At 52.5% G+C, this 20,624-nt stretch carries 20 protein-coding genes and 2 pseudogenes; 13 read left to right on the plus strand and 9 right to left on the minus strand.

The features are described 5' to 3' along the window. The first annotated feature begins 92 nt into the window (after nucleotides 1-92). From HLAC_RS20060 to HLAC_RS17505, 3 genes and pseudogenes are all read left to right on the plus strand, one after another. On the plus strand, nucleotides 93-503 hold the full coding sequence (locus HLAC_RS20060; protein WP_394296239.1) for a helix-turn-helix domain-containing protein: 411 nt from the start codon (nucleotides 93-95) through the stop codon (nucleotides 501-503). Further along, nucleotides 454-1,005: an IS630 family transposase gene (locus HLAC_RS17500; protein WP_169304942.1), complete on the plus strand. Its 552-nt coding sequence runs from the start codon at nucleotides 454-456 to the stop codon at nucleotides 1,003-1,005. The genes HLAC_RS20060 and HLAC_RS17500 overlap by 50 nt, the downstream gene beginning before the upstream one ends. 10 nt (nucleotides 1,006-1,015) lie before the next feature. Continuing rightward, nucleotides 1,016-1,627 (plus strand): annotated as a pseudogene (locus HLAC_RS17505) (transposase); the annotation flags it as partial. A gap of 159 nt (nucleotides 1,628-1,786) precedes the next feature. Here the strand turns inward: HLAC_RS17505 and HLAC_RS19845 are convergent. The 4 genes from HLAC_RS19845 to HLAC_RS17515 form a co-directional block, all read right to left on the minus strand. Further along, nucleotides 1,787-2,347 (minus strand): IS630 family transposase, encoded by a 561-nt coding sequence (locus HLAC_RS19845; RefSeq protein ID WP_012660322.1) that lies wholly within the window; start codon nucleotides 2,345-2,347, stop codon nucleotides 1,787-1,789. Further along, nucleotides 2,344-2,799 carry an IS630 family transposase gene (locus HLAC_RS19850; RefSeq protein ID WP_169304943.1) on the minus strand — a complete coding sequence of 152 codons (456 nt, stop codon included), beginning with the start codon at nucleotides 2,797-2,799 and terminating at the stop codon, nucleotides 2,344-2,346. Before HLAC_RS19850 ends, HLAC_RS19845 begins: the two co-directional genes overlap by 4 nt. 270 nt (nucleotides 2,800-3,069) lie before the next feature. Beyond that, entirely contained in the window at nucleotides 3,070-3,195 is a 126-nt protein-coding gene (locus HLAC_RS19915) for a hypothetical protein (RefSeq protein WP_012660324.1), read from the minus strand. Between the two features lie 30 nt (nucleotides 3,196-3,225). Beyond that, complete coding sequence (locus tag HLAC_RS17515; RefSeq protein WP_012660325.1) at nucleotides 3,226-4,152, minus strand: MarR family transcriptional regulator; 927 nt, start codon at nucleotides 4,150-4,152, stop codon at nucleotides 3,226-3,228. A gap of 194 nt (nucleotides 4,153-4,346) precedes the next feature. On the opposite strand from HLAC_RS17515, the gene HLAC_RS17520 reads away from it, so the two are divergent. The 3 genes from HLAC_RS17520 to orc4 all read left to right on the plus strand — a co-directional run bounded on the left by HLAC_RS17520 (nucleotide 4,347) and on the right by orc4 (nucleotide 7,529). Beyond that, nucleotides 4,347-5,324: an IS1595-like element ISHla12 family transposase gene (locus HLAC_RS17520; RefSeq protein ID WP_012660326.1), complete on the plus strand. Its 978-nt coding sequence runs from the start codon at nucleotides 4,347-4,349 to the stop codon at nucleotides 5,322-5,324. A 20-nt stretch (nucleotides 5,325-5,344) separates the two neighbouring features. Continuing rightward, the gene (locus HLAC_RS17525; RefSeq protein WP_012660327.1) at nucleotides 5,345-5,668 is read left to right on the plus strand and encodes a DUF6788 family protein; all 324 of its coding nucleotides are present in this window, start codon (nucleotides 5,345-5,347) and stop codon (nucleotides 5,666-5,668) included. Between the two features lie 628 nt (nucleotides 5,669-6,296). After that, entirely contained in the window at nucleotides 6,297-7,529 is a 1,233-nt protein-coding gene (orc4, locus tag HLAC_RS17530; RefSeq protein WP_012660328.1) for a DNA replication protein Orc4, read from the plus strand. Between the two features lie 139 nt (nucleotides 7,530-7,668). Here orc4 and HLAC_RS19770 read toward each other — a convergent pair. Next, a pseudogene (locus HLAC_RS19770) lies at nucleotides 7,669-7,959 on the minus strand (type B DNA-directed DNA polymerase); the annotation flags it as partial. Nucleotides 7,960-8,397: 438 nt separating this feature from the next. Between HLAC_RS19770 and HLAC_RS19100 the strand changes: the two are divergent. Next, the gene (locus HLAC_RS19100; protein WP_012660329.1) at nucleotides 8,398-8,553 is read left to right on the plus strand and encodes a hypothetical protein; all 156 of its coding nucleotides are present in this window, start codon (nucleotides 8,398-8,400) and stop codon (nucleotides 8,551-8,553) included. Between the two features lie 374 nt (nucleotides 8,554-8,927). After that, nucleotides 8,928-9,344: a TRAM domain-containing protein gene (locus tag HLAC_RS18625; RefSeq protein ID WP_012660331.1), complete on the plus strand. Its 417-nt coding sequence runs from the start codon at nucleotides 8,928-8,930 to the stop codon at nucleotides 9,342-9,344. Between the two features lie 6 nt (nucleotides 9,345-9,350). Here the strand turns inward: HLAC_RS18625 and HLAC_RS18630 are convergent, their stop codons facing one another. The 4 genes from HLAC_RS18630 to HLAC_RS17550 all read right to left on the minus strand — a co-directional run bounded on the left by HLAC_RS18630 (nucleotide 9,351) and on the right by HLAC_RS17550 (nucleotide 11,510). Beyond that, nucleotides 9,351-9,650 (minus strand): MarR family transcriptional regulator, encoded by a 300-nt coding sequence (locus HLAC_RS18630; protein ID WP_012660332.1) that lies wholly within the window; start codon nucleotides 9,648-9,650, stop codon nucleotides 9,351-9,353. Between the two features lie 158 nt (nucleotides 9,651-9,808). Further along, nucleotides 9,809-10,078, minus strand: coding sequence for a hypothetical protein (locus HLAC_RS18635; RefSeq protein ID WP_012660333.1), 270 nt, complete (start codon nucleotides 10,076-10,078; stop codon nucleotides 9,809-9,811). A gap of 82 nt (nucleotides 10,079-10,160) precedes the next feature. Beyond that, a complete protein-coding gene (locus HLAC_RS17545; protein ID WP_012660334.1) occupies nucleotides 10,161-11,132 on the minus strand; it encodes a DUF7983 family protein in 972 nt (323 codons plus the stop codon). Between the two features lie 78 nt (nucleotides 11,133-11,210). Further along, nucleotides 11,211-11,510 (minus strand): PadR family transcriptional regulator, encoded by a 300-nt coding sequence (locus HLAC_RS17550; protein WP_012660335.1) that lies wholly within the window; start codon nucleotides 11,508-11,510, stop codon nucleotides 11,211-11,213. 1,362 nt (nucleotides 11,511-12,872) lie between these two features. Between HLAC_RS17550 and HLAC_RS18645 the strand changes: the two genes are divergently transcribed. The 5 genes from HLAC_RS18645 to HLAC_RS17575 all read left to right on the plus strand — a co-directional run bounded on the left by HLAC_RS18645 (nucleotide 12,873) and on the right by HLAC_RS17575 (nucleotide 20,206). Continuing rightward, nucleotides 12,873-13,235 carry a MarR family transcriptional regulator gene (locus HLAC_RS18645; RefSeq protein WP_012660337.1) on the plus strand — a complete coding sequence of 121 codons (363 nt, stop codon included), beginning with the start codon at nucleotides 12,873-12,875 and terminating at the stop codon, nucleotides 13,233-13,235. After that, on the plus strand, nucleotides 13,232-13,573 hold the full coding sequence (locus HLAC_RS17555; RefSeq protein WP_012660338.1) for a hypothetical protein: 342 nt from the start codon (nucleotides 13,232-13,234) through the stop codon (nucleotides 13,571-13,573). The genes HLAC_RS18645 and HLAC_RS17555 overlap by 4 nt, the downstream gene beginning before the upstream one ends. A gap of 284 nt (nucleotides 13,574-13,857) precedes the next feature. Then, nucleotides 13,858-14,373, plus strand: a complete 516-nt coding sequence (locus tag HLAC_RS17560) for a restriction endonuclease (RefSeq protein ID WP_012660339.1) — start codon at nucleotides 13,858-13,860, stop codon at nucleotides 14,371-14,373. A 578-nt stretch (nucleotides 14,374-14,951) separates the two neighbouring features. Continuing rightward, entirely contained in the window at nucleotides 14,952-17,021 is a 2,070-nt protein-coding gene (locus tag HLAC_RS17570; protein ID WP_012660341.1) for an ATP-binding protein, read from the plus strand. 608 nt (nucleotides 17,022-17,629) lie between these two features. Next, nucleotides 17,630-20,206, plus strand: a complete 2,577-nt coding sequence (locus HLAC_RS17575) for a sensor histidine kinase (RefSeq protein WP_012660342.1) — start codon at nucleotides 17,630-17,632, stop codon at nucleotides 20,204-20,206. Nucleotides 20,207-20,624 lie beyond the last annotated feature (418 nt).

The following is a 20,624-nucleotide window of genomic DNA, read 5'->3' on the forward strand; positions in this document are numbered from 1 at the left end:
ACCAGGCAGTCGAGGACGCACAGAAGGCGGACGAGACCCGTCTCGTCCGTCGGTTGTGTTTTGTGAAGAACCTCTACCATGGTGATACGCGCATGGAAGCAGGCGATCGCGTCGGGATCTCCAAATCAACGACGGGTCGGTGGGCTAGCGCATGGAACGATGGAGGTGTTGAAGGGCTCCGACCACGCTTCGGCGGCGGTCGGCCGCCGAAGCTCACTTCTGTACAGTTTGATGAACTATGTGATACTCTTGAAGCTGACCAACCGTGGACACCACAGCAAATTCACTTACTTATCGAAGACCGCTACAATGTCTCGTATCATCCGTCACATTTGAGCCGAAAGCTACGTGCTGCAGGAATGAGATACGCGAAACCACGTCCAATGGACCCTCGCCGTCCAGTTGACGCGAAGGAAATCTTTGCCGAGCGCCTGAATGAGGCGCTCGGCGGAGGTGGCCACGAAACGGGTGGTGATGAACCCCTCGTCTTCGGGTTCTTTTGATGAGGCGTGGGCGCAGCCGTTCGAAAATTCTCAGCGAATGTGGTCGTTCGACAGAACAGTCCAAATCGAAAAGCCGTTAGTGACCTTCCCGTGGCGGTCGATCGGCTTCTATGCACTAACCGGACAGAGCGTGATTTCGTTCAAAAAGCGGTTGGTCAAGGAGACAATCGTCGAGGCACTCGAAGAGATCCGCGAGCAGAATCCTGTCGGGAGGATTCTGCTCGTGGCCGATAATTACGGATCCCATCATGCGAAACTCACACAAAAACGGGCTGACGAACTCGGCATCGAGTTCGTCTTCATCCCACCATACTCACCGACTCTCAACGCAATTGAACCGCTCTGGAAGAGTACCAAACGAGAGATCTCGCCAGAGATTTTCGAGGACAAAGACCACTTCAGAACGTTCCTTACAGAGACATTTCTCAAGTTGAGTCGTCGGTTGAGCTTTGCCAGTGACTGGATAGAGACATTTCTGCCAGATGTTCAGAAGTTGCGCTGACCACTCCGACGCCATTCGCTTGGAGGGAAAGCAGATTCATGACGTTGTAGATGACCTTTACCGCACGTACATCGACGTAGAGGTCGAAGCAGAGTTCAAGCGAGGACCGTACAACGGCACTCGGTCGTTAGATACGAAGCGATTCCGCGTCGTCGGTGTCCGCAACGAGGACGCCGACGACTACCATCTCTACATCACGAATCTCCCACGAGAAGAGTTTCTCCCGTCAGATCTAGCAACGCTGTATCGGTGCAGATGGGAGGTGGAGTTGCTGTTCCGTGAACTCAAGACGCAATACGAGTTAGATGAGTTCGACACAGCTGACCCAGCGGTTGTTGAAATTCTAGTGTACGCAGCGTTGCTCTCACTGCTCGTGAGCCGTGATCTGCTAGGGTTAGTCACCGAGGTAGCAGATGATGAGATCGTCTTCCCACCAGAACGCTGGGCGGCGACCTTCCGGTCGCACGCCCAGCTCATCCTCTCGAAACTCGGTGAGTTCTTGGGATACTCGCCACAGCCACTGTTGGAGCGGTTGATCGAAGACGCCCAGAAGATACACCAGCAACGGCCAATCCTTCAAGAGACGCTCGCTACCGCTACGCAACCGAGATGTGAGTCTTAACTAAAGACGAATGATCCTGCATTGTAATTGGCCTTACAGCAGGTATGCAGGCTATCTATTACTGGAGGATCCGCCCGTGGGAATTAGAAAATAGTGATTGGTAAACATATTTGTGCCACCGAGATTGTGAAGCTCTTAGTCTTTTCAGTTCTAATATGACTAACCAAGTTCGAACCCAGCCCATCTGATAAAGGACCTGAGTAGTTCCGGTCGATCTTGCACTGCTCGGAGCGACTGATCGAGCCGCGCTTTCAGCGCGGTGAGATCGGTGGGTACGTAGTTCGCAAGATCGTCGTATTTCACCGACTTCCAGACCTGTTCAACCGGGTTGAAATCTGGTGCGTATGTCGGGAGGTACTGGATGTCGATGGCGACCTCGGGAGCCATCGGCCATCCAGGTGTTGTCATCATCCGTGCTGTCGGTTTGTGTGCCGGCAGATTGTCCCAGATAAGGATGCAATCTTGTCCTCGTTGATTGAATAAATCGCGTAACAAGAACGCCATTTGTTCGCTGTCGACGCTTTTCTCAGAGAGCCAGAAATCCAAGACGGTCGCGCCAGTTTTCGGCGCGACCGTCAGGGCTGCAATCGCCCGTATACTTTGCCAACTACCTGAATTCCGATGGATTGGGGTATTTCCACGCGGTGCCCACGTCCGTCGAACCGTGGACTGCATTCGGACGGTACTCTCGTCGAGAAACACGAGCGCAAGGTCGTTCACTCGCGCTTTTTTTCAATTGCCGGGATCGTCTCTTGTTTCCAACGACGAACCGCATTCGCGTCGCGCTTGAGAGCGCGACGCTCAGGCTTCTGGCAACTCCAGCCCATTTTCTGAAGATACCGCCAGACGGTTGTTTGGGCGACAGAAACACCGAATTCTTGTTCAATCACCGCTGCGATGCGTTTGAGCGTCCAGAGATCAGTATCGAACCCATGGGCTTGTGGCCCGTCTTCCAGAAGGGCCGCAAGTGCTGCTAGCTGTTCGTCGGATAACTTGGTCGAGGGTCCACCTTTGACTGGTTTTGAGGTGAGACCAGCGTCGCCATCAGCTTCATAGGCGTCCTTCCAACGATAAACTGAGCTTGGCCAGACATCAACGACTTGTGCAACCTCGGAGACGCTGTGACCTAGCCGAAGCAAGGCGACGGCAAGCCGTCGCCGCGCTTCCAACACTCGTTGCGTTCCAACTGGCCGTGTCATAACGCTAGATGTAGGCTCTCAGAGGATATCTCTCTTTCTCGCCCAGAAAGACCAATTGACCTAGGAATGACTAGCGTTGGTTAACATGTTCTGCTCTCGCGTAGAACCCTTGAAATTCCTCCAGTGCTGGAGACGTTAACGATCGGTGCCGACACAGAAGACATATGAACCAAGTGTCACTGTCGGGCTGTACATCTATGAAACCGTGCTAATAACGAACGTTTACAGTAGAAGGAAGACGAACTACTCCACCGGACAGAATGTATCGCCATTTTGGCGCACTCGGTCGAATTTCTCAAGATACGTGAGCCTGTCTCGAACCGCCTCAAGCTCCAATCCGAGATTGGCAACCAACTCGTCGACGGTCATCGGTTTGTCGAGTGCTTGGAGGACTTCATCTCATGGTGGTAGTGGTACCTCGTAGTCAGCCGCCAACTCCTGGAACTTGTCCCACTCCGGGAGCCGCTCGTCATCAACCTCGCCGTGCGTCTCGAGGTAGCGCAGCAAGGCGTCGATTTCGTCTTCGAAGCCATACTTCGCCGCCTGCTCTCGGAGATTCTCCTCGTCGACGTCGACGTAGCTGAGCAGGAGGAGACAGTACGAGCGGTGGCGGCTGCCATCGTCGATCAAGAGGGTGTGACAACACAGGTCCGCCGGTGAGACGGCATCGAGTCCTTCGGAGTAGACGTAGTAGCGGTGGCTGGTGAGTAAGAACTGGATGTCGAAGGCTGCGAATCGAGCGAGGCCGGTTTCGTGGAACGCTTCTGCGTCGATCTCCGTCTCGGTCTGGGCGAGGAATTCGTCGCAGTCCTCCCAGAGAATCGTGCCTTTCGGGGCGACGGCTTCGAGTCGCTGGCGATGCAGATGGTGTGCGAGTTCCCGAGAGAACTCGTGGAGGCGGTCGAAATCGGCGTTAAACTCGTAGTGGCCGTGGGCTGTCCCGACGAGACCACGGTTGCGAAACCGCTTGAGGACGCGGTTAACCGTGTTGCGGTAGTTGTTGCTCCGGTTGGCGATCTCGGAGACAGTTCGCGGCTGGTCAAGGTAGTACAGCACCTCAAGTGCCTTGCCGGTCAGCAGGTCGGGGAAGTCGATATGGGAGTGCTGGCGGACGAGGTCCTGGTAGAGTTCGACGGCGCGAGCATCCGACGGGACGACTCTTTTTCGCCGGCCGTCGCGTTCCGTGTAGATGAGTCCCTTTTCGGCGAGGTCACCGACGGCACGGGAAAGGTAGCTCTCGCTGTGATCGAGCTTCGTCGCGAGTTCGGAGATCGTGTCGCCGCGGTCGACCGTGGCGAGGACCTCGAGTTCGATGCGCCGGAGCATGGTGTAACATAGTACGAAACTTATATATAAAGAAGTTTCGAGTAATGTTACAGTTAGCAGGCGCGAGAGCCGTCTCCATCTTCTTAACCAACAAGCCTATGGATTTGTGGGCTGTGTTGGTTAACACGAGACGCTCTTATGTCGAAACGTGGAAAGCCCCTATAGCTACGGTCTACGGCCGCAAATGAGGTGATATGCCCTCCTCAGATCCAGCCTTCGGCCGGATGCTTCGCCAGCTCGTCGATCTTGGTGTACTCAAACTAGAGACGGAACCGCTCGATGCGGCCATCGAGCGGCGACTCAAGCAGTTCTGGAAGAGTACGACGTGTCCACAGTGCGGCAATCCAACCATCCGCACCTGGAAATCATCCGACCGAATACACTGCCGCAGTTGCCAGTTTAAGCCCGTCTATACCTACGGAACACCGTTTCACGAGAAACACCTCTCCACAGGAGAGGTGCTTCTCTCGTTCATGCTCTACGCAGATACCTTGCTCAGTATCTCACAGATCGCCGTTGTGCTGGATCGAGCGTACAAGACGGTCTTCTACGCGATCAAAGAGGTGGAAGCCGCGGTTCACCGTGGCTTCCCCCTCGTCTGGAGTCAATTCCAGCACACAATCTCTGGGCCAACGCAGATCGACGAATCTGGGAAGGTCTGTTCGGGGTTCAAAGGCCAAGACCCGCCGCGAGACAGCCGTCATCGCGGCGGGTCGTCCCGATCTGGTCGGACACGCTGGAAGGGGCGTCACGGCGATCAATTAACGCTCGTCGCGGCCTGCCGCGACGCGCTCAGAGTAATTCGTGGGAGGCTCGGAATCGCCTACGACACTGATTTAGAGCCGGTGATGGAGGAAACTGCCGACCTCTCCCAGCCGCTGGGAGAGGTCTGGACAGACGGTCTCCAAGCCTATCGCCGGATGGAACACGACCACAAGATCGTGATTCACGACGAGACGTACGTCTCGTCAGAAGGAATCCACATCAACCAGGTTGAGTGCCTCTTTTCACTTGTCAAGCCGTGGCTGCGGAAGTTCCGCGGCCTCTCCAAGCACGGCTTGGAGCAGGCCGCTCATACTTTCGGCATCGTCCGCTCAGTGAATCTCGTCGGCGCATCGTTCGAATTCCTCGTCGACTGCCTTGCTGTAGGGGGACTCCACAGCTCTACATAAGAGCGACACGAGAGTAGCCGATGTCCTACGAACCCCCGACCCCACCGGCGAACCTCCCGACAGAGATTGTCAACACGCTCAACGAGTCGTCTTCGGAGCAGCTCCAAAACGTTGCGACGTACGCTGAAGCGCTCGCCGAGCACAAGGAACGAGAGGCCCGTCTCGAGGAGTCGGCAAATCAAGAAGAGGTCGAAGAGCGACCAGACGATCTTCCGGATGACGTCCCGACCAAAGCAACGATCACGATCAAGGAGATCAACGATAATCGCTACTACTACTGGCAGTGGCGGGAGGGAGAGAAGATTCGTTCTCAGTACAAGGGTCCGGTCAACCCAAACGAGTGAACCTCAATTAGAGAGGACACCCACCCCACGTTTCCGTCGTAACTGGATGTGGGTGGAGGGGTGGCGCTGATTTCCAAGGGACCACACCCCCCGCGTTTCCGTCGTTTCTCCACGACGGCATAGGGAAAGGCTACGATAATCCTATGTAGCTACTAATTATGTTGACCTAGAACCAATCTTGAGATGAACTAACTTCTGGAACACATAGATTAAAGTAGTATAACTAAGAAACGACCATTAAGTGTACTTCAACCAAAGTAGAGGCGAAGTACTTCGCCCCCTCAGATGAAACAATCCTTTCCAGCTGCTTCTATAGACGGCCAGCTTTGGACGTCTGGGCCGCTCTCGTCTCTGGTAACTCGTCGTGGACGTCTTCTTCGAGTCCCCTCCCCACCTGTTCAGTGATTACGACGGAAACGTGGGGTGTGTGGGTTTGGGATTCAACAATGAGGCGACGCTTCCGTCTACGGGTTTCCTACCTCACGTCGGAAACGTGGCTATATTGTCAGCAATCCAATTCCACCAAATTACGGCATTTAACCGCTGATATCGGACGAGGAACGTCGGAAACGTGGGGTGGCGTTCTCCACTAGATTTATATTCCCCCGCACACACCGTGTGATATTCAATGACGCCCGACACCTCACACGGTTCTGTCGACGATCCACTCTTTGAATCCGGGCATCGCATCTTCGCGAACAAGGATCTCCTGAAAATCGGCCACGTTCCGGAGGCTGACCGGATCGTCGGTCGCGACGAGGAAATCTCGAAGCTCGCGAAACGTCTCAACGGTGCTGTCCACGGGTACTCCCCGGAAAACGTGATGATCTACGGGAAAACGGGGACCGGTAAATCTCTCGTTTCAAAACACGTCTGTCAACGAGCTCAAAATGCTGCTCAGGATGGCGTCGAGATTGGAACCGCGTATATCGACTGTGCTGAAGACAACACGGAGACTCAGGCGATCTCCTCACTTGCCGCGAAGCTGAACGATGAATCTTCGACTGGAATCTCCGTCCCCTATACCGGCCTCAGCACGTCGAAATACTACAAACTCCTCTGGAAGACGCTCGACGCTCAATTTGATTCTGTGATCATTATCCTCGACGAGATAGATCTGATGAACGACGACAGCGTACTGATGAAACTCTCTCGCGCTGAGGAGGCGGGGAAAATCGACTGTAGCGTCGGTGTCATCGCGATCAGCAACAAGATCCAGTACGTCGACAACGTGAACGAGCGTGTGAAAAGCAGCTTCCAGCACAAGGAGCTGTTCTTCAAGCCATACGACGCCAACCAGCTCCGGGAGATCATGTTCAATCGCGAGGATGGCTTTCAGGATGGCGTCCTTTCCGAGGACGTGATTCCGCTCTCGGCGGCCTTCGCCGCGCAGGAACACGGCGATGCTCGGAAAGCGATTGACATTCTTCGTCACGCCGGGGAGGTTGCCTACGAGGCCGGGGCAGAGCAAGTGATGGAGGAACACGTCCGCCAGGCACAGCAGCACGCCGAAAAGGACCGGTTCAGAGAACTCGTGAACGGGGCACCCACGCAGGCGAAGGCGGCGTTGCTGGCGCTCACGGAGCTGAGTGTTAACAGCAACGACGATGCGTTCCTCACGAGCCGGGTGTACGACCAGTACGAACGCATCTGCAACCATCTCGATATGGATATCCTCTCCGTTCGTCGGTTCCGCGACATTCTGAAAGAGCAAGGCTTCCTCGGAGTTGTCGAAATCGAGAAGATCAACAAGGGGAGTGCGGGCGGCATCCACCTCCAGAACCGACTCATCGAAGATCCCCAGGTCGTCCGCGAAACGATCCTCGAGGACAGCCGGATGCAGGACTGGACTCGCGAGTAGTGACCCCCTACTACTGAGTGGGTGCGGACGACGGAAATCTGGGGTGGGGCGTGAGGAAACGACGGAAACGAGGGGGGTCGAAAATTACGTCGGAAACGTGGGGTTGGATCGAAACGACGGAAACCAGGGGTGGGGTCCACTACGGCAGTTCGTTGGTGGCTCCGAACGAGCTCAAAACGGCGTCCCTCTCACCGGAGAGCTCTCGACGAATGTCGGATTGGTCCCAACCGAGCGGTGAAAGCATGCTATCGACCGCTCTGACCAGCTGCGTTTCGTAGTAAGAAGCTTCGTAGGTCTCGATCTCCTCGAGGGCGAGGGCGACACGGTCTCGTGAGGATTTCTTGTCGCCCTCGACTACGTACTTCCTATCTTGGCTCGGGTGGGCTGCCAGGCCCTGCCCGCGAACCCGTTTCAAGGCCGGTATGTTCTGGATACATTTATTTCAATAAAGTAGGTGGTTTCGCATCTAGAGAACACTTGCAGGGTGGTGTGTGACCCCCTACTTACTCATCGTATTCATCTTAACATTACCGTCTCTCTTGTTTTGGATGAACTCTGAATCACGAAGTTGAGTGCGACAACGTTCTGTGATTGCTAGTTTTATTCAGCCGAGAACTGTTTCCGGCGATTGTGTTTGGTCAAGGTAGTTAACACCGAGAGCAAAAGACGGCTTCGTCGATACATTGCAAGTCCACACAATCGCACTGCTGTCGACGGTGTGACAGTCACCGGTGGATGAGGTGGATTCTGTACGGAGTGATATAGATCATGACGTCGGTCAACTAAGACCACCGGTGAGCATAGATGAACAGTGAGTAATTGATCTGACTTCCGGCAAACATATCTTACTACCTGCCCAATTCATACTATGCTCAAAATGCTCCGCAAATTGTTCGGTGATGTTGTAGGTGACGAGTCATCCAACCCTGACGAGACCGAAGACGAAGAGACCGAAGACGAGAGATTTGAAACTCCTCCAATGGAGGAGATTCTTGAAGCAAATCAAACTGCGGACGAATTGTAGATACAGATCCTGTTTGATTGGCACCGCGAATATTGTCACGAGTCGACTCCACCACAATATCGAATTCCATCTCTGTCGGTGAAACTGTTGTACAGCGGAAGGCTAAACGATCACACGTGTTTATAATGGTTCTCTGATTGTACCCTGTAAGATGCTCTCACGACTCGTGTGGTTAGTTAGTCGACAGAAGACAGAAAGCCTCTACGAGTGTCGACGGTGTGGGTCGACGTTTGAGACGGACCGGAATGTCTGTTCGAACTGTCACGGCGAGTCAATCGCTCACTACGACCTGCAGTGAGCAGTTGGTGGATCGTGAGATGAGAACACAACAAGCAATACTGATTGACTAACTACTTTGGGTTGATCACGCCTTCATGCATATCTCCGAAGAACTCACCTGTCTGTTTTCAGCGACTGTCGACGAGCAGCGCGATTCGTACGTCATCGAGGTCCCAAGATCTGAAGTCGAAGATGGGTTCGCTGACACCTCTCAGGCCTACCAAGTCGCGCTTCTATCGACCACATCGGAGTCATCTGAGGAAGACTCTGGCTCCGCTAATACGGATCACCGAGTCGACCACGACCGCCAAGAACCACCGGTAGATGTTGGTGAACACCGAATCGTGGAGATCACAGAGATTGGCGATCAGGGTGACGGACTCACACGAGTTGAGCGTAGGTTCGTGGTAATTGTTCCAGAGACCCAGCAAGGAGAACGGGTCCGAATTCAGGTTCAAACAGTCAAAGAAAACGTTGCGTTTGCAGAGGTCGTCGAACGGTTCCGATACTGATCACTCTCAGTGCTTATCGCCTGACGAAGGTGTCTTAGAGGTCGACTCCACCGAAAGGGTATAGAGGCGTTTTCGGGCGTCCTGTAGCGATGTTCTCGATTCAACGACACCGACTTCTTGTAACTTGTCGAGGCCGAGCCGGACGGTCCGTTCTGGGAGGAGTGACTCTGTGGCGAGCTCTCGTTGGGTGAGTGTCCCATTGTGTTCGAGGACGATGGCAACTAACTTGGCACTTGGTGGGAGATCCTGAATTGCATCGCGCAACTCTGTCGACGATTCTGTCCGGGGTTCTCCCTGTGTCGTCATTACTTCGGGTACTCGACTTATTTGTATAATACTACTGACCTACGACCTATCTCGTGAGTTCGTTAGTATGGATCGTCGCAGTCATTCCTGGCATAATCTATCTGTGGCGTCGTCGCTCGGCTGTCGACGCTCGCAACTGACTCGACAACCGTTTGTGGCTAGTTGTTCGACTCAGTTGATTCTCCACACTGGAGCTCAGTAATGAATAGTTGGTCGTCGACTTTGTAGAGCCAGCCGCGGTTGAGTAGGTAATCGAGTGCATGGTCGATATCGGCATCGCTGAAATCGGTGTTGGCCTCGTCGATAATATCAGTGGCCTGTTGACGTGTGAGAGACTGGTGAGTCGGCTGCTCACAGAGATACCGCTCAAGGGGGATATACGCATCTTTGATCCATTTTGGGAGTGATGGATGTCCTTCTGTCGTCATTCGTCAGGTGTGGTGTGAGCTACTTACCCCAGCTACTTAAGACGGTGATAAGGACTACAGCTTGTACCCAACTAAGCTATAGTTATTCGAACGTCGTACCGGATTTGAAGCTGGTGAGTTCTTCAATCCGTGATTCGAGTTCCTCGATTTCTCGTTGGAGCTCCTCCGAGTCAGTGGAGTCGACGGCAGCGAGTTGGTCTTTGAGGCCTTGGAGGCGTGATTCTTTGACTTCTTCGTCGACATCGGCTTTGCGAACATACTGGCTTTCGTCGATATCGTAGAGATCAGATTCTGTGAGTTCGACCACGTCGAGCGCCTCGTCAACTTTGGCAGCGTCGACAGTGGTGACGCGCTCGCGGTCGATACCTGCCTCTTCGAGTTTTTCGAGGACAGTCTCGTCGTCTTTGAGGGTCCGATTGCGTCGAATTGTCCGCTGGACAGAGCCATATTGCCCATGGACGGGTTGGTCATGATGCAGCCGTTCGAGCAACACTGCACGCACGTCTTGTCGGAGGTCATTGGCACCACGCTGGACATCCGAACAGAGGGTGTAGAGATTAACCAACTCGGCAGTTTCCATTGTCGAGAGATCAGTGGGTGTGTAGCGTTCGAGGGCGTCGATGAGGAGGAGTGAATCAGCATACAGTGGGAGATCGGGCTCTTGGCGGGCTGGTGTCTCGCCAGTGGTGTCGAGGGTCACATCAACGAGTGCGGATGGCGTGGGATGGTCAGTATTACGGAGGAGACCCTCTCGCTGGTCGACCTCGAAACGTGGGTGAATACTGAGAATCGTCGCGTAAGGTTCGGCATCAGCGGGGAGCCGATCAAGCTCGAAACTCTGTGGTGTATCGGTAACGCGTTCGTAGAGTGTCTCAAACTGCTCGCGTTTGAGTGGGATGGTGCCGTCTTGGTCACGGTAGGAGATGAGGAGTCGGTGTTCCTGGACGTCGGAGATGCGGAAGGATCGATCAGAAAGTGGCGTGAGGAAGGTGGCATCGGAGGGAACCTCGTCGAGTTGGTCGGTGATGGTGTGCCACGTCACAGAGAACGGCATACGCTGCTGTTCGTCTCTGTGGTCAAAACACTACTGTCGCCCCGGAGTCGGCTGGTCGAATCCTCATTGGTATGTGATTTATTCCGTGTCAGCAGTGATGTTGAGGTGTTGAAGCTTGTCGTTTTCCCACTGTCGACGTTCTTCGATATGGTCAATGGCGAGATCGGTGAGGGTGTAGAGGTTGGTCCGGTCATCCTTGGACTGTTTTTTGACGAGCCCCTTCTCCACGAGGGTGTTCAAGTTCGGATAGAGACGGCCATGGTTCACTTCTGTGGAGGTATAGTTCTCAAGCTCACGGCCAATTTGCAATCCGTAAGGGTCGTCAGTTCCTGCGATACAGTACAACAGATCTCGTTGGAACCCGGTTAATTCATTCATAAAGTCGTCGTATAGTGTTGTAGTTAACACGTCTATCTTATGTATTCGGTTGATTCGAGCGTGGCTGGCACTCTTGTGGCGAAAAGCTCGTGAAAAGTGGTGTGTCTATGTCCGTTGCAGCGGCACCGTGGGGCCCCTCAGAAACCGCACAACATCAGTTAAGCTTGGGAGCACGGGATTATCGGGGCGACACTCTAACTGGTCACGTAACTTATATTTCTGAGAAGTGGTGCTCAAAGCAGCCGTCTACAACCTTCGACGGAGCGTCCGATTTCCCTAAAATCGACCGCCGTGTACCGAAACTACAGAGCCCAATATTTTGAAACTGCGAGCGCACGTGATGAGATGTTCAATACATGATCTATAAAAGGAGTTTAGCAATCAGCTACAGTAATTTGACGTGAACCGTCGAACATGGCTGGCGTCTATAGGGACTGGATGTCTGGGTCTCTCTGCTGGGTGCTTGGCTTCTTTTCCACGTAAGCAGTACACTGTTAGCTTACAAAACGGAGCGGATTCTGATCACGTCTTCCGGATAAAAGTGAGTGATGGAATAGCTTCTACCCAATCTAGATCATTCCACAATGACTCATATGAAATAGAATCGAGGACAGAAAGTGACCCGATCACTCTTGAGTGTGGTACCCCGACAACAATACGAATCGAAATCGTTGATGAATTAGTACGCATTGTTTCATGGCCTGCATCTCTTGATTCTCCGGGTGAAATAGCCACGAATGCAGGTATTTGGTTTGGAAACGACCTTGCTTCCGGGCAACGTATCGTAGTATTCGGCGATCGTTAGTAAGGAGATTGTATGCTATACTCCGAGCGCAAGTCGGCTACGGAGTTGATTGCTAATCCGGACGGTCCGAAAAATGCTATCGAATCTAATTGAAGTATTCTGAATAGTCGTACTGCTTTGATGGCATTTCTGTAGAGTCACTCCAATCTTTGATTGTCTCCATTGACCAAGCCTTCTGGCAGTTCTTGCACCCATACACCTGCGCCGGGTTATAAAAGAACAGAGGCAATTCACAGTCATTGCATGTCTTTTTACTTTCTTCTACTTTTGTCATAATGGGTTTCATAAGATGACATACAGAGATCTTATTTATTTCTTTTCATAAATTATGGTTCAAGAATGTCTGGGACTCGACTCTTAAACTATTCAATTGAACGGAATGAAACGATCCAATCCCTCACACTGCACTTACCCTCTAAGTAAAGCACTGCCAACGTTACTTTTGTTCGAGAAAGGGGGATTTTTTCGAATGGATCTAACTATGCTTCCTTCACACTCTTGTTGGCACTTCTCTCGGCCACCATTACATCTATTACATTCGATTACATAGTTCAATTATGCCCATCGATATTGAACGGTTTGAATCTGACCCTGAGGAGGAACTGAAACCCCAGGGAACCACGAATGCGGAGGTGATTCTTTCGTTTTTGGCTTCTTCACCTGACCAAGCATATACACCGAAAGAAATCCACGAAGCAACTGATGTTGCACGGGGAAGCGTTGGTGTTGTACTTTCACGGTTGGAGAGTCGAGGACTGGTTCGCCATCGAGGCGACTACTGGGCAGTTGCAACCGGAGAGGATGTAGAACAGACGCTCAACTCAATGCGGATCGCCAATACAGTAACAGATCGGTTTGGTCCAGAAAACCCCGATGAGTGGGGGGAAGGTATCGAAGTCGGTGCCGAGGATGGTAAATGAACTATTCGCAGGGAGAAGTCTGGTGGGGGCCAGCACCACACAAGTCCAACCCAGCATATCGACCATGGCTCATAATCAGTGACGAGACGCATCCATTTACTGACGAAGAATGTATTGTGATGGCACTGACAACGCAACAGCATCCGGCTGGAATAGCTGTACTCGAAGACGACTGGATTCGTGGCGGTTCAGACAAAGACGCATTCATTTCTCCGTGGTACGTGACGAACATGAAGCACCGTGATATCGACAACCTGCAAGGAGTGTTGTCAGATACGGTCATTACTGAGGCGATTAGAGAACTCCGAAGTTACACGCCGATCAGCGAAGAAGACTAAAAGGCCTCTCAGTTGGTGTTAGCAGTTCAGTGCTTATTCAAGCAAGTGGGTTTTGAAGTAGTAGCAACGAGAAGGTAGTGATATCCGTTCTCAACAAAAAGAGTAGCTGTTTAAATACTAATACCCTAAAAACAGAAAATCCCTGTTGAATCCGCGGTATGATGGATTTTGATAGGAGTTAATGACAAAAAGTCTCATCTGGAGTCTGTTAGAACGAGCCGTGCAAGATAGAACACGCATATTCAGCACATATTGAGTGAATGGAAAAGAATGGTTACTAAGCGATGTATACGACTGTCGGGTCACCGGATGTCCAGCAGTACGCCAGTCTTCGACAGCAATTCGAGAACGTCGACAAGGTCCTGACCGTGACGACGAACGGCTATTCTCGGCAGGCCAGAGAGATTGCTGAGGACCTGAACGTGAAACTCATCGATTGTAATGGCCTCGTCGAACTAATCGACGAGCACGATACACTCGATTTGGTTGCCGAGTATCTCGATTTCATTGAGCCAGTCGAACAGTCGGAGTCGGACGAGCCAGAACGCTCTGATGATGCACCTCTAAACGATACTGGGGACGTATCGACTTCTCAGGAGCCGTCGATGGATTCGCAGTCATCGTCGCCAGAAACGCTTCTATCGAGACGCTGGCAGAACGTGATACTGGGAGCATCGCTTGGATGGCTGGTGGCGTTGTTTGGCGTGACAGCAGTTCCTGATGGCCTGTTGGGTGCTCTGTTTCTTGGGTCGGGGATCGGGTTACCGATAGCAATCTATCTCGATACCCGTGTGTTTTGAATGAGTATACTGAGTGGCCGAAGTATCGCTGGCTCTACATCGTCAGTTTGCTGGTGTGGTTCCTTGCGGTGGTCCTCGGTGGAATTTATTTGTGGCGTCGACGGTCAGCCATCGGAGCCGGAAAATAATTCACACCTCCGACTGGGTTGCCAGTAGAGAGATAATTACTTGTTTGACTCTGTTGGCTGTTCACACTGTAACTCGGTGATAAAAAGTTGGTCGTCGACCTTGTAGAGCCAGCCGCGCTTGAGTAGGTAATCGATTGCGTGGTCGATATCAGCGTCACTGAAATCCGGATTGGCCTCTACGATGAGTTCCGTTGCCTGGTGGTGTGTAAATGAGTCATGGGTCGACTGCTTGCAGAGATACCGCTCAAGAGGGAGATAGGCATTTTGAATCCAGTTTGGGAGTGGTGGGTGACTCTCAGTTGGCATTGGTCGGTGTCGATTCAAGCTACTTCATCCACCTACTTAACAGGGCAATCTGGAATTTCGGCTCACTGTCTGGTCGACACGTGATAGGAGTCGGTGCTGTGGTGATTTTTTTATATTCCGGCGATCCAACTAGTAAGCAGATTAATGACTGCACCGTGGATGACGCCTACTGGTATCACATATATGAGCCTGTTTGTTTTCAGTGGGCTTGCCTGTTTTTCGGTGGTTCCACGGGCTAGAACGTTCAATGATGCTGAACTACGGTACGGATTGATCGGACTTCTTTCGACGACGGGTCTCTGGGCAATTCTCAAGACGGCTTTTTTTATTGTCCCAGATCCGTTTCGAGAGATCACGTACACGGTTGGACTGGTATTCGGCTTCGCAACTGTGTGGGCATGGCTCTACTTTGCGTCTGCCTACACCGGTCGACGGTTACATACGAATCCAACACTCCGTCGACTCGCTGGTAGTGTGTTTCTGACTGTCGTGACAATTAAAATTACAAATCCGATTCACGGATTGTATTTTACTACAACTGAAGTGACCACACCGTTTCGACATTTAGCAATCAACCATGGTGTGATACACTGGGTCTCAACTGGTTTGGCATACGTGCTTGCGGCCATTGGGCTGTTTATGATCTTCGAACTGTATGTCGAATCTGAGTACAACACACGATCACTGACTATCGTTACCGGCCTGCTGGCGCTGCCTATCGTCTTTGATCTTATTGCAATCATGACACCGGTATTGATTGACTTCATTTATGCACCGCTCGGCGTCGCAGCGTTCGCTGTTGGGGCGGTGTCTTTGTTCGGAGAACAACTTCTGGCAGTTCGGACGGCGACCCACAGTACTGCTGCAGCAGTCATTGTCGATAGCAACGATCGGATTCGAGATTTTTCGTCAGCTGCTGAGAGTGTGTTTCCGGAACTTGAAGGGGCGGTCGGAGAGAAACTCGCCAGCGTACTCCCAGCAGTGGCAGCCACACGAGATTCTGATGAGAGCATTATTGAACGCGACGGCGACAGCGACGACCAGTCGGACTACTATTTTGTTTCGTCCAGATCAATGACGACCGGCGACTCGACAGTAACGGTCCTCGCGCTCGCCGATATTACTGAGCGCGAACGCCAACGCCGGCAGCTGGTCCAACGAGAACGTGAACTCGATCAACGGAACGAATTGTATCGGGCTATTATGGCGGCGAGCTTCGCGTTCATTTTCCGCATCGACTTGGAAGGCCGGTTCAGTTTCGTTTCGCCGACTGTTGAGGCGTTCCTCGGGTACGCGCCTGACGAACTCACCGGCGAGCCGATTTCTGTGCTCGCCTCGGACGAAGAGACGTTCAACGAGGCAACTAATCATATAGAGGAAGTTATCGAGGGTAAATCACTCGAAATGCATGATCACCCGGTTGCAACTCGATCCGGTCGCACTGTGTACGTCGACATGCGGATGGTTCCGATATACGAGCCGAGTGTCGACCAGGATGAGCGGACACCAGCCGATATTGTTGGACTGCAAGTGATGGTTCGAGACGCGAGTAAAAGACGCCAGCGGGAAGGCTTGATTAGCGTCATAAATCGCGTGCTGCGGCACAACGTTCGTAACAAAATGACGGTGATCACCGGGCGTGCTGAAATGCTAGCGGCCGAACTCAATGGGGATGCTAAATCGAGTGCTGATGCGATTGTGCAAGCGTCCAACCGGCTGTTGGACCTCACGGAATCAGCTCGTCACATCGAGGAGAACCGCGAGCTGTCTCCTGAGTTGGAACCCATGGATATCGTTCCGATCATTTCCGATGTGGTCGCTCAACTCGAAGAACGCTATCCGGATACTGCAGTGACAACCGAGATTCCCGAGACAGCAGTCGCTGAGACGTTGCCACGAATCGAGACGGCGCTGTGGGAACTGCTTGAAAATGCTGCCGAACACACCGGCCCAGAGCCGACTGTTGGTGTCAACGTTACCACGACCGACGAACAGATACTCATCACAATCGCTGATGAGGGCCCTGGTTTTCCCGAAGACGAGCGTCAAGTTCTGGCTGACGGGAAAGAAGAGCCACTGGTTCACGGCCAAGGCCTCGGCCTGTACCTCGCCTATTGGATCATCACGAATCTCGACGGAGAAATTGAGGTACCCAAATCACAGTCCGGAACAACGATTACAATCAGACTTCCGACTGCATCAAACCCTTCGTAACGATTAGCGGTGACGCTCTTGTGTAGAAACGTGGAAAGCCCCTATAGCTACGGTCTACGGTGCCAAATGAGGAGGTCTTCCCTCCTCAGACCCAGCCTTCGGCCGGATGCTTCGCCAGCTCGTCGATCTTGGCGTGGTTCCCGAAAGGAGCGTCGCCAGCGGATTATCCTCCTGGTGCGGATCGCTAATTGTGATCCCGATGGGTGATTTGTCCATCGCACGTGTTTTCATTCGAAGTTCTGTCTCCCGCTGGATCCGAGCGGTGATGTCGCGGGTAATCAGTAGATGCTGTCCCGGAACGATATTTGCAGTACCGACGTACTCGATCGTTCGGTCGACTTCGCCATTGTCGGTAATCGTCATCCGTTTCTTGAAACCCTCCTCCGTCACGAAGCGTCTCCCAGGCAGTATCGAAATCGGATGACTCCGGTTGGAATTCGCGGAGCGACCGCCCTAAGAGGGACTCCGTCTCAGTCTCAAAGACTGTTGAGGCTGCCGGGTTCGCATCAATGATCTGGGCGGTATACCCAACCAGAGTACCCGTTTGAGTGCCATTTATATGGCATTCAGATAACTTAAGATGCCGAAATTCTAACGCAGACACAATAATGGCTGTATCGATCTACGAGACAATTGTCGAAGAGAGCGATGACGGCATTTTCGTTGCACAGGACGGAGAGATTGTCTACACGAATCCTCAACTCCGGAATCTGACCGGATACATGAAAGGAGAACTTGACGGAGTACCGAAGACACAAATTATTGCACCGGACGACAAAGATCGTGTTGCGGCGTATCACCAATCACGGCTCGCTGGGGAGCCCGTTCCCAATAAATACGAAATCGAACTCGAAACGAAAGATGGTGATCGGCTCCCAGTTGAGATCTCAGTCAGCGATGGCGAGTACGAAGATGGACGGGCTGCCTACGTCATTTGCCGCGATACTAGAGACCGAAAAGAACGAGAAGCTGACCTTCTGGAGTTAGCTCGTGAGTACGAGTCAGTGTTCCAAGCCAGTGAAGACCCCCTATTTGTGCTTTCTGTCGACGATGATGAGACGATTCGATTCCAACGATTCAACGAACGTGAGGAAGAGTTCACCGGTAAATCGACCGAAGAAATTCGTGGTAAAACACCAGTAGAGGTCTTTGGTGAAGACCTCGGGTCGACGCTCGAAGCAAACTACCAGCAGTGTCTGGACCGAGGTGAACCGACCACATACGAAGAGCAACTACAACTCAGCGGCGAGCGTACCTACTGGCAGACAAAGCTCACCCCAGTCACGACTGATGGTGAAATCACCCGTATCATCGGCATCGGTCGAGAGATAACGGAACTCAAAGAACAACAGCACGAACTCGAACAGAGCCGACAGCGCCTGCAAGCATTGTTCGATAGGGCACCAGATTCGATCATCGTTCACGACAAAACCGGAGACATTCTCGATGTCAACGAGCAGACTACCGACAGTTTAGGCTACACACAAAAGGAACTCATCGGACAGAATGTCACTGATATTGAAGTTGGAGTCGATCCAGCCGATCTTGAAGAGTACTGGACGGAGCTGTTGCCCGGTGAAACCCTGAAAATCAGCAGCAAGCATGAATCCCAAGACGGGACGCAGTTCCCAGTCGAAGTCTGGGTGACGAAACTCGAAGTCGACGACGAGACACAATACTTGGCACTCACACGAGATATCACCGAACAAGTCGAACAAAGACGTGAGATCAAGGGACTCAACGAACGGCTCAAACTTGCCGTTGAGGGAGCTGGCGTCGGCGTGTGGGATTGGAATATGCAGACCGATAGGGTAGAGTTCAACGAACAGTGGGCTGAAATGCTCGGCCATTCTCTGGACGACATCGAACCAGACATAGACTCCTGGAAGGGTCGGGTTCATCCTGATGATCTTGCGGTTGTCAAAACAGAACTTAATGCCCATAGAGATGGCGAGGTGGAGTACTTTGACTGTGAACACCGAATGCGAACAGTCGACGGCGAGTGGAAATGGATCCGGACACTCGGGCGCATCGTCGACCGAGATGCCCAGGGTGAGCCTCGCCGGGCAGTTGGAATCCATATCGACGTCGATGAACAAAAACAGCGAGAAAAGGAGCTACAAACACTCCGGCAGCGATTCGAGCAGTTCTCCAAGAACGTCCAAGATGCTTTTTTCCTCGTGTCGGCAGACTACTCCGAAACGCTGTATGTCAACGATGCTGTCGAACACATCTACGGTATCACACCCGAAGAGGCCTACGCAGATCCCGAATCGTGGCTCCAATATGTCCATCCCGACGATAAGGGTGATGTCGTCGCGGCAATGGAGGATTTCAAAAATGGAGCAATCAACGGGTCACTCGCCCAGCAGGAACGCATTCAGCATCCCACGCGGGGACTGCGATGGATTCAGACTGAAATCAACGTTGTAACAGACGACGACAATACTGTGGAGAAAATCGCTGGTGTTTCTAGTGATGTCACCGACAATAAACAGTACGAACAGCGGCTCGAAACCCAGCGAAACAATCTCGATATCCTCAACCAGGTCGTCCGACACGATATCAGAAACGATCTCCAATTGATTCAGGCGTATACTGAACTGCTTGCAGAAAACAATTCTTTCGACGATACAAATCAAATGTATCTTTCGAAGGTCCAAAACGCGGCAACCAACGCCGTCGACCTCACAACGACCGCACGAGATCTCGCCAAGGTGATGCTACAAGCGGATACGGAGCCCAAATCAATGCCGCTCGCAAAGGCTCTTGAGGGACAAATTAACCGAATACGCTCGGGACACCAGAACGCCGTTGTGACGCTCAAAGGAACGCTCCCGTCTGTCGATGTTCGTGCCGACGATTTGCTTGATGCGGTCTTCCGAAACCTGCTGAAAAACGCGATTCAACACAACGACAAACCAGTCCCCGAGATTACAGTCGACACAACAGTCGAAGACGAAATCGTCCGCATCCGTGTTGCAGACAATGGCCCCGGTGTCTCCGATTCACTGCAAGGCGAGATCTTCTCCCGTGGAAGCCAGGGACTCGAAAGCGACGGAACGGGGATCGGCCTCCATCTCGTCAAGACACTCGTCGAGCGCTATGGTGGCAGCGTCTGGGTCGAAGACAACGATCCAGAAGGGGCAGTCTTCTGCATTGAGCTGCAACTTGCAAATTACTAGGCCAAATGAATGTTACTGGGCGTCACGGCTACACCGTCGACGCTCCTGGCCGCCGCCGTCACCGCGATTTGTTCGCTAGTTGGGCTCAGCGCCGGTATCGTGCTGGTCAACTGGCGAGCTACGGTGTCCAACACTGAATATCGGATGATATGAGACTGACCTGATCACTCACGCCACTATTCCGCACGAATTCTGTCGATTGCTTGTCCACGGATACGTCACTCATGCAGTGTCGCAGCAATCCTCTAAGTGTAGCATTGATTCATGTAATTGATTTATATGAGCCCGATCAAGCCAATCTGAGAGACTGCGAGTGCGAATACAGCAGGCCGCTCAGTGGGGTCTAGTTGTCTGGTTTGATCAGCACAAAAACGAGAGGATAGACTATCCCAGTCGTTGGAATATTCTTTCATTGTAT

The organism is Halorubrum lacusprofundi ATCC 49239 (assembly GCF_000022205.1).
Classification (GTDB): Archaea; Halobacteriota; Halobacteria; order Halobacteriales; family Haloferacaceae; genus Halorubrum; species Halorubrum lacusprofundi.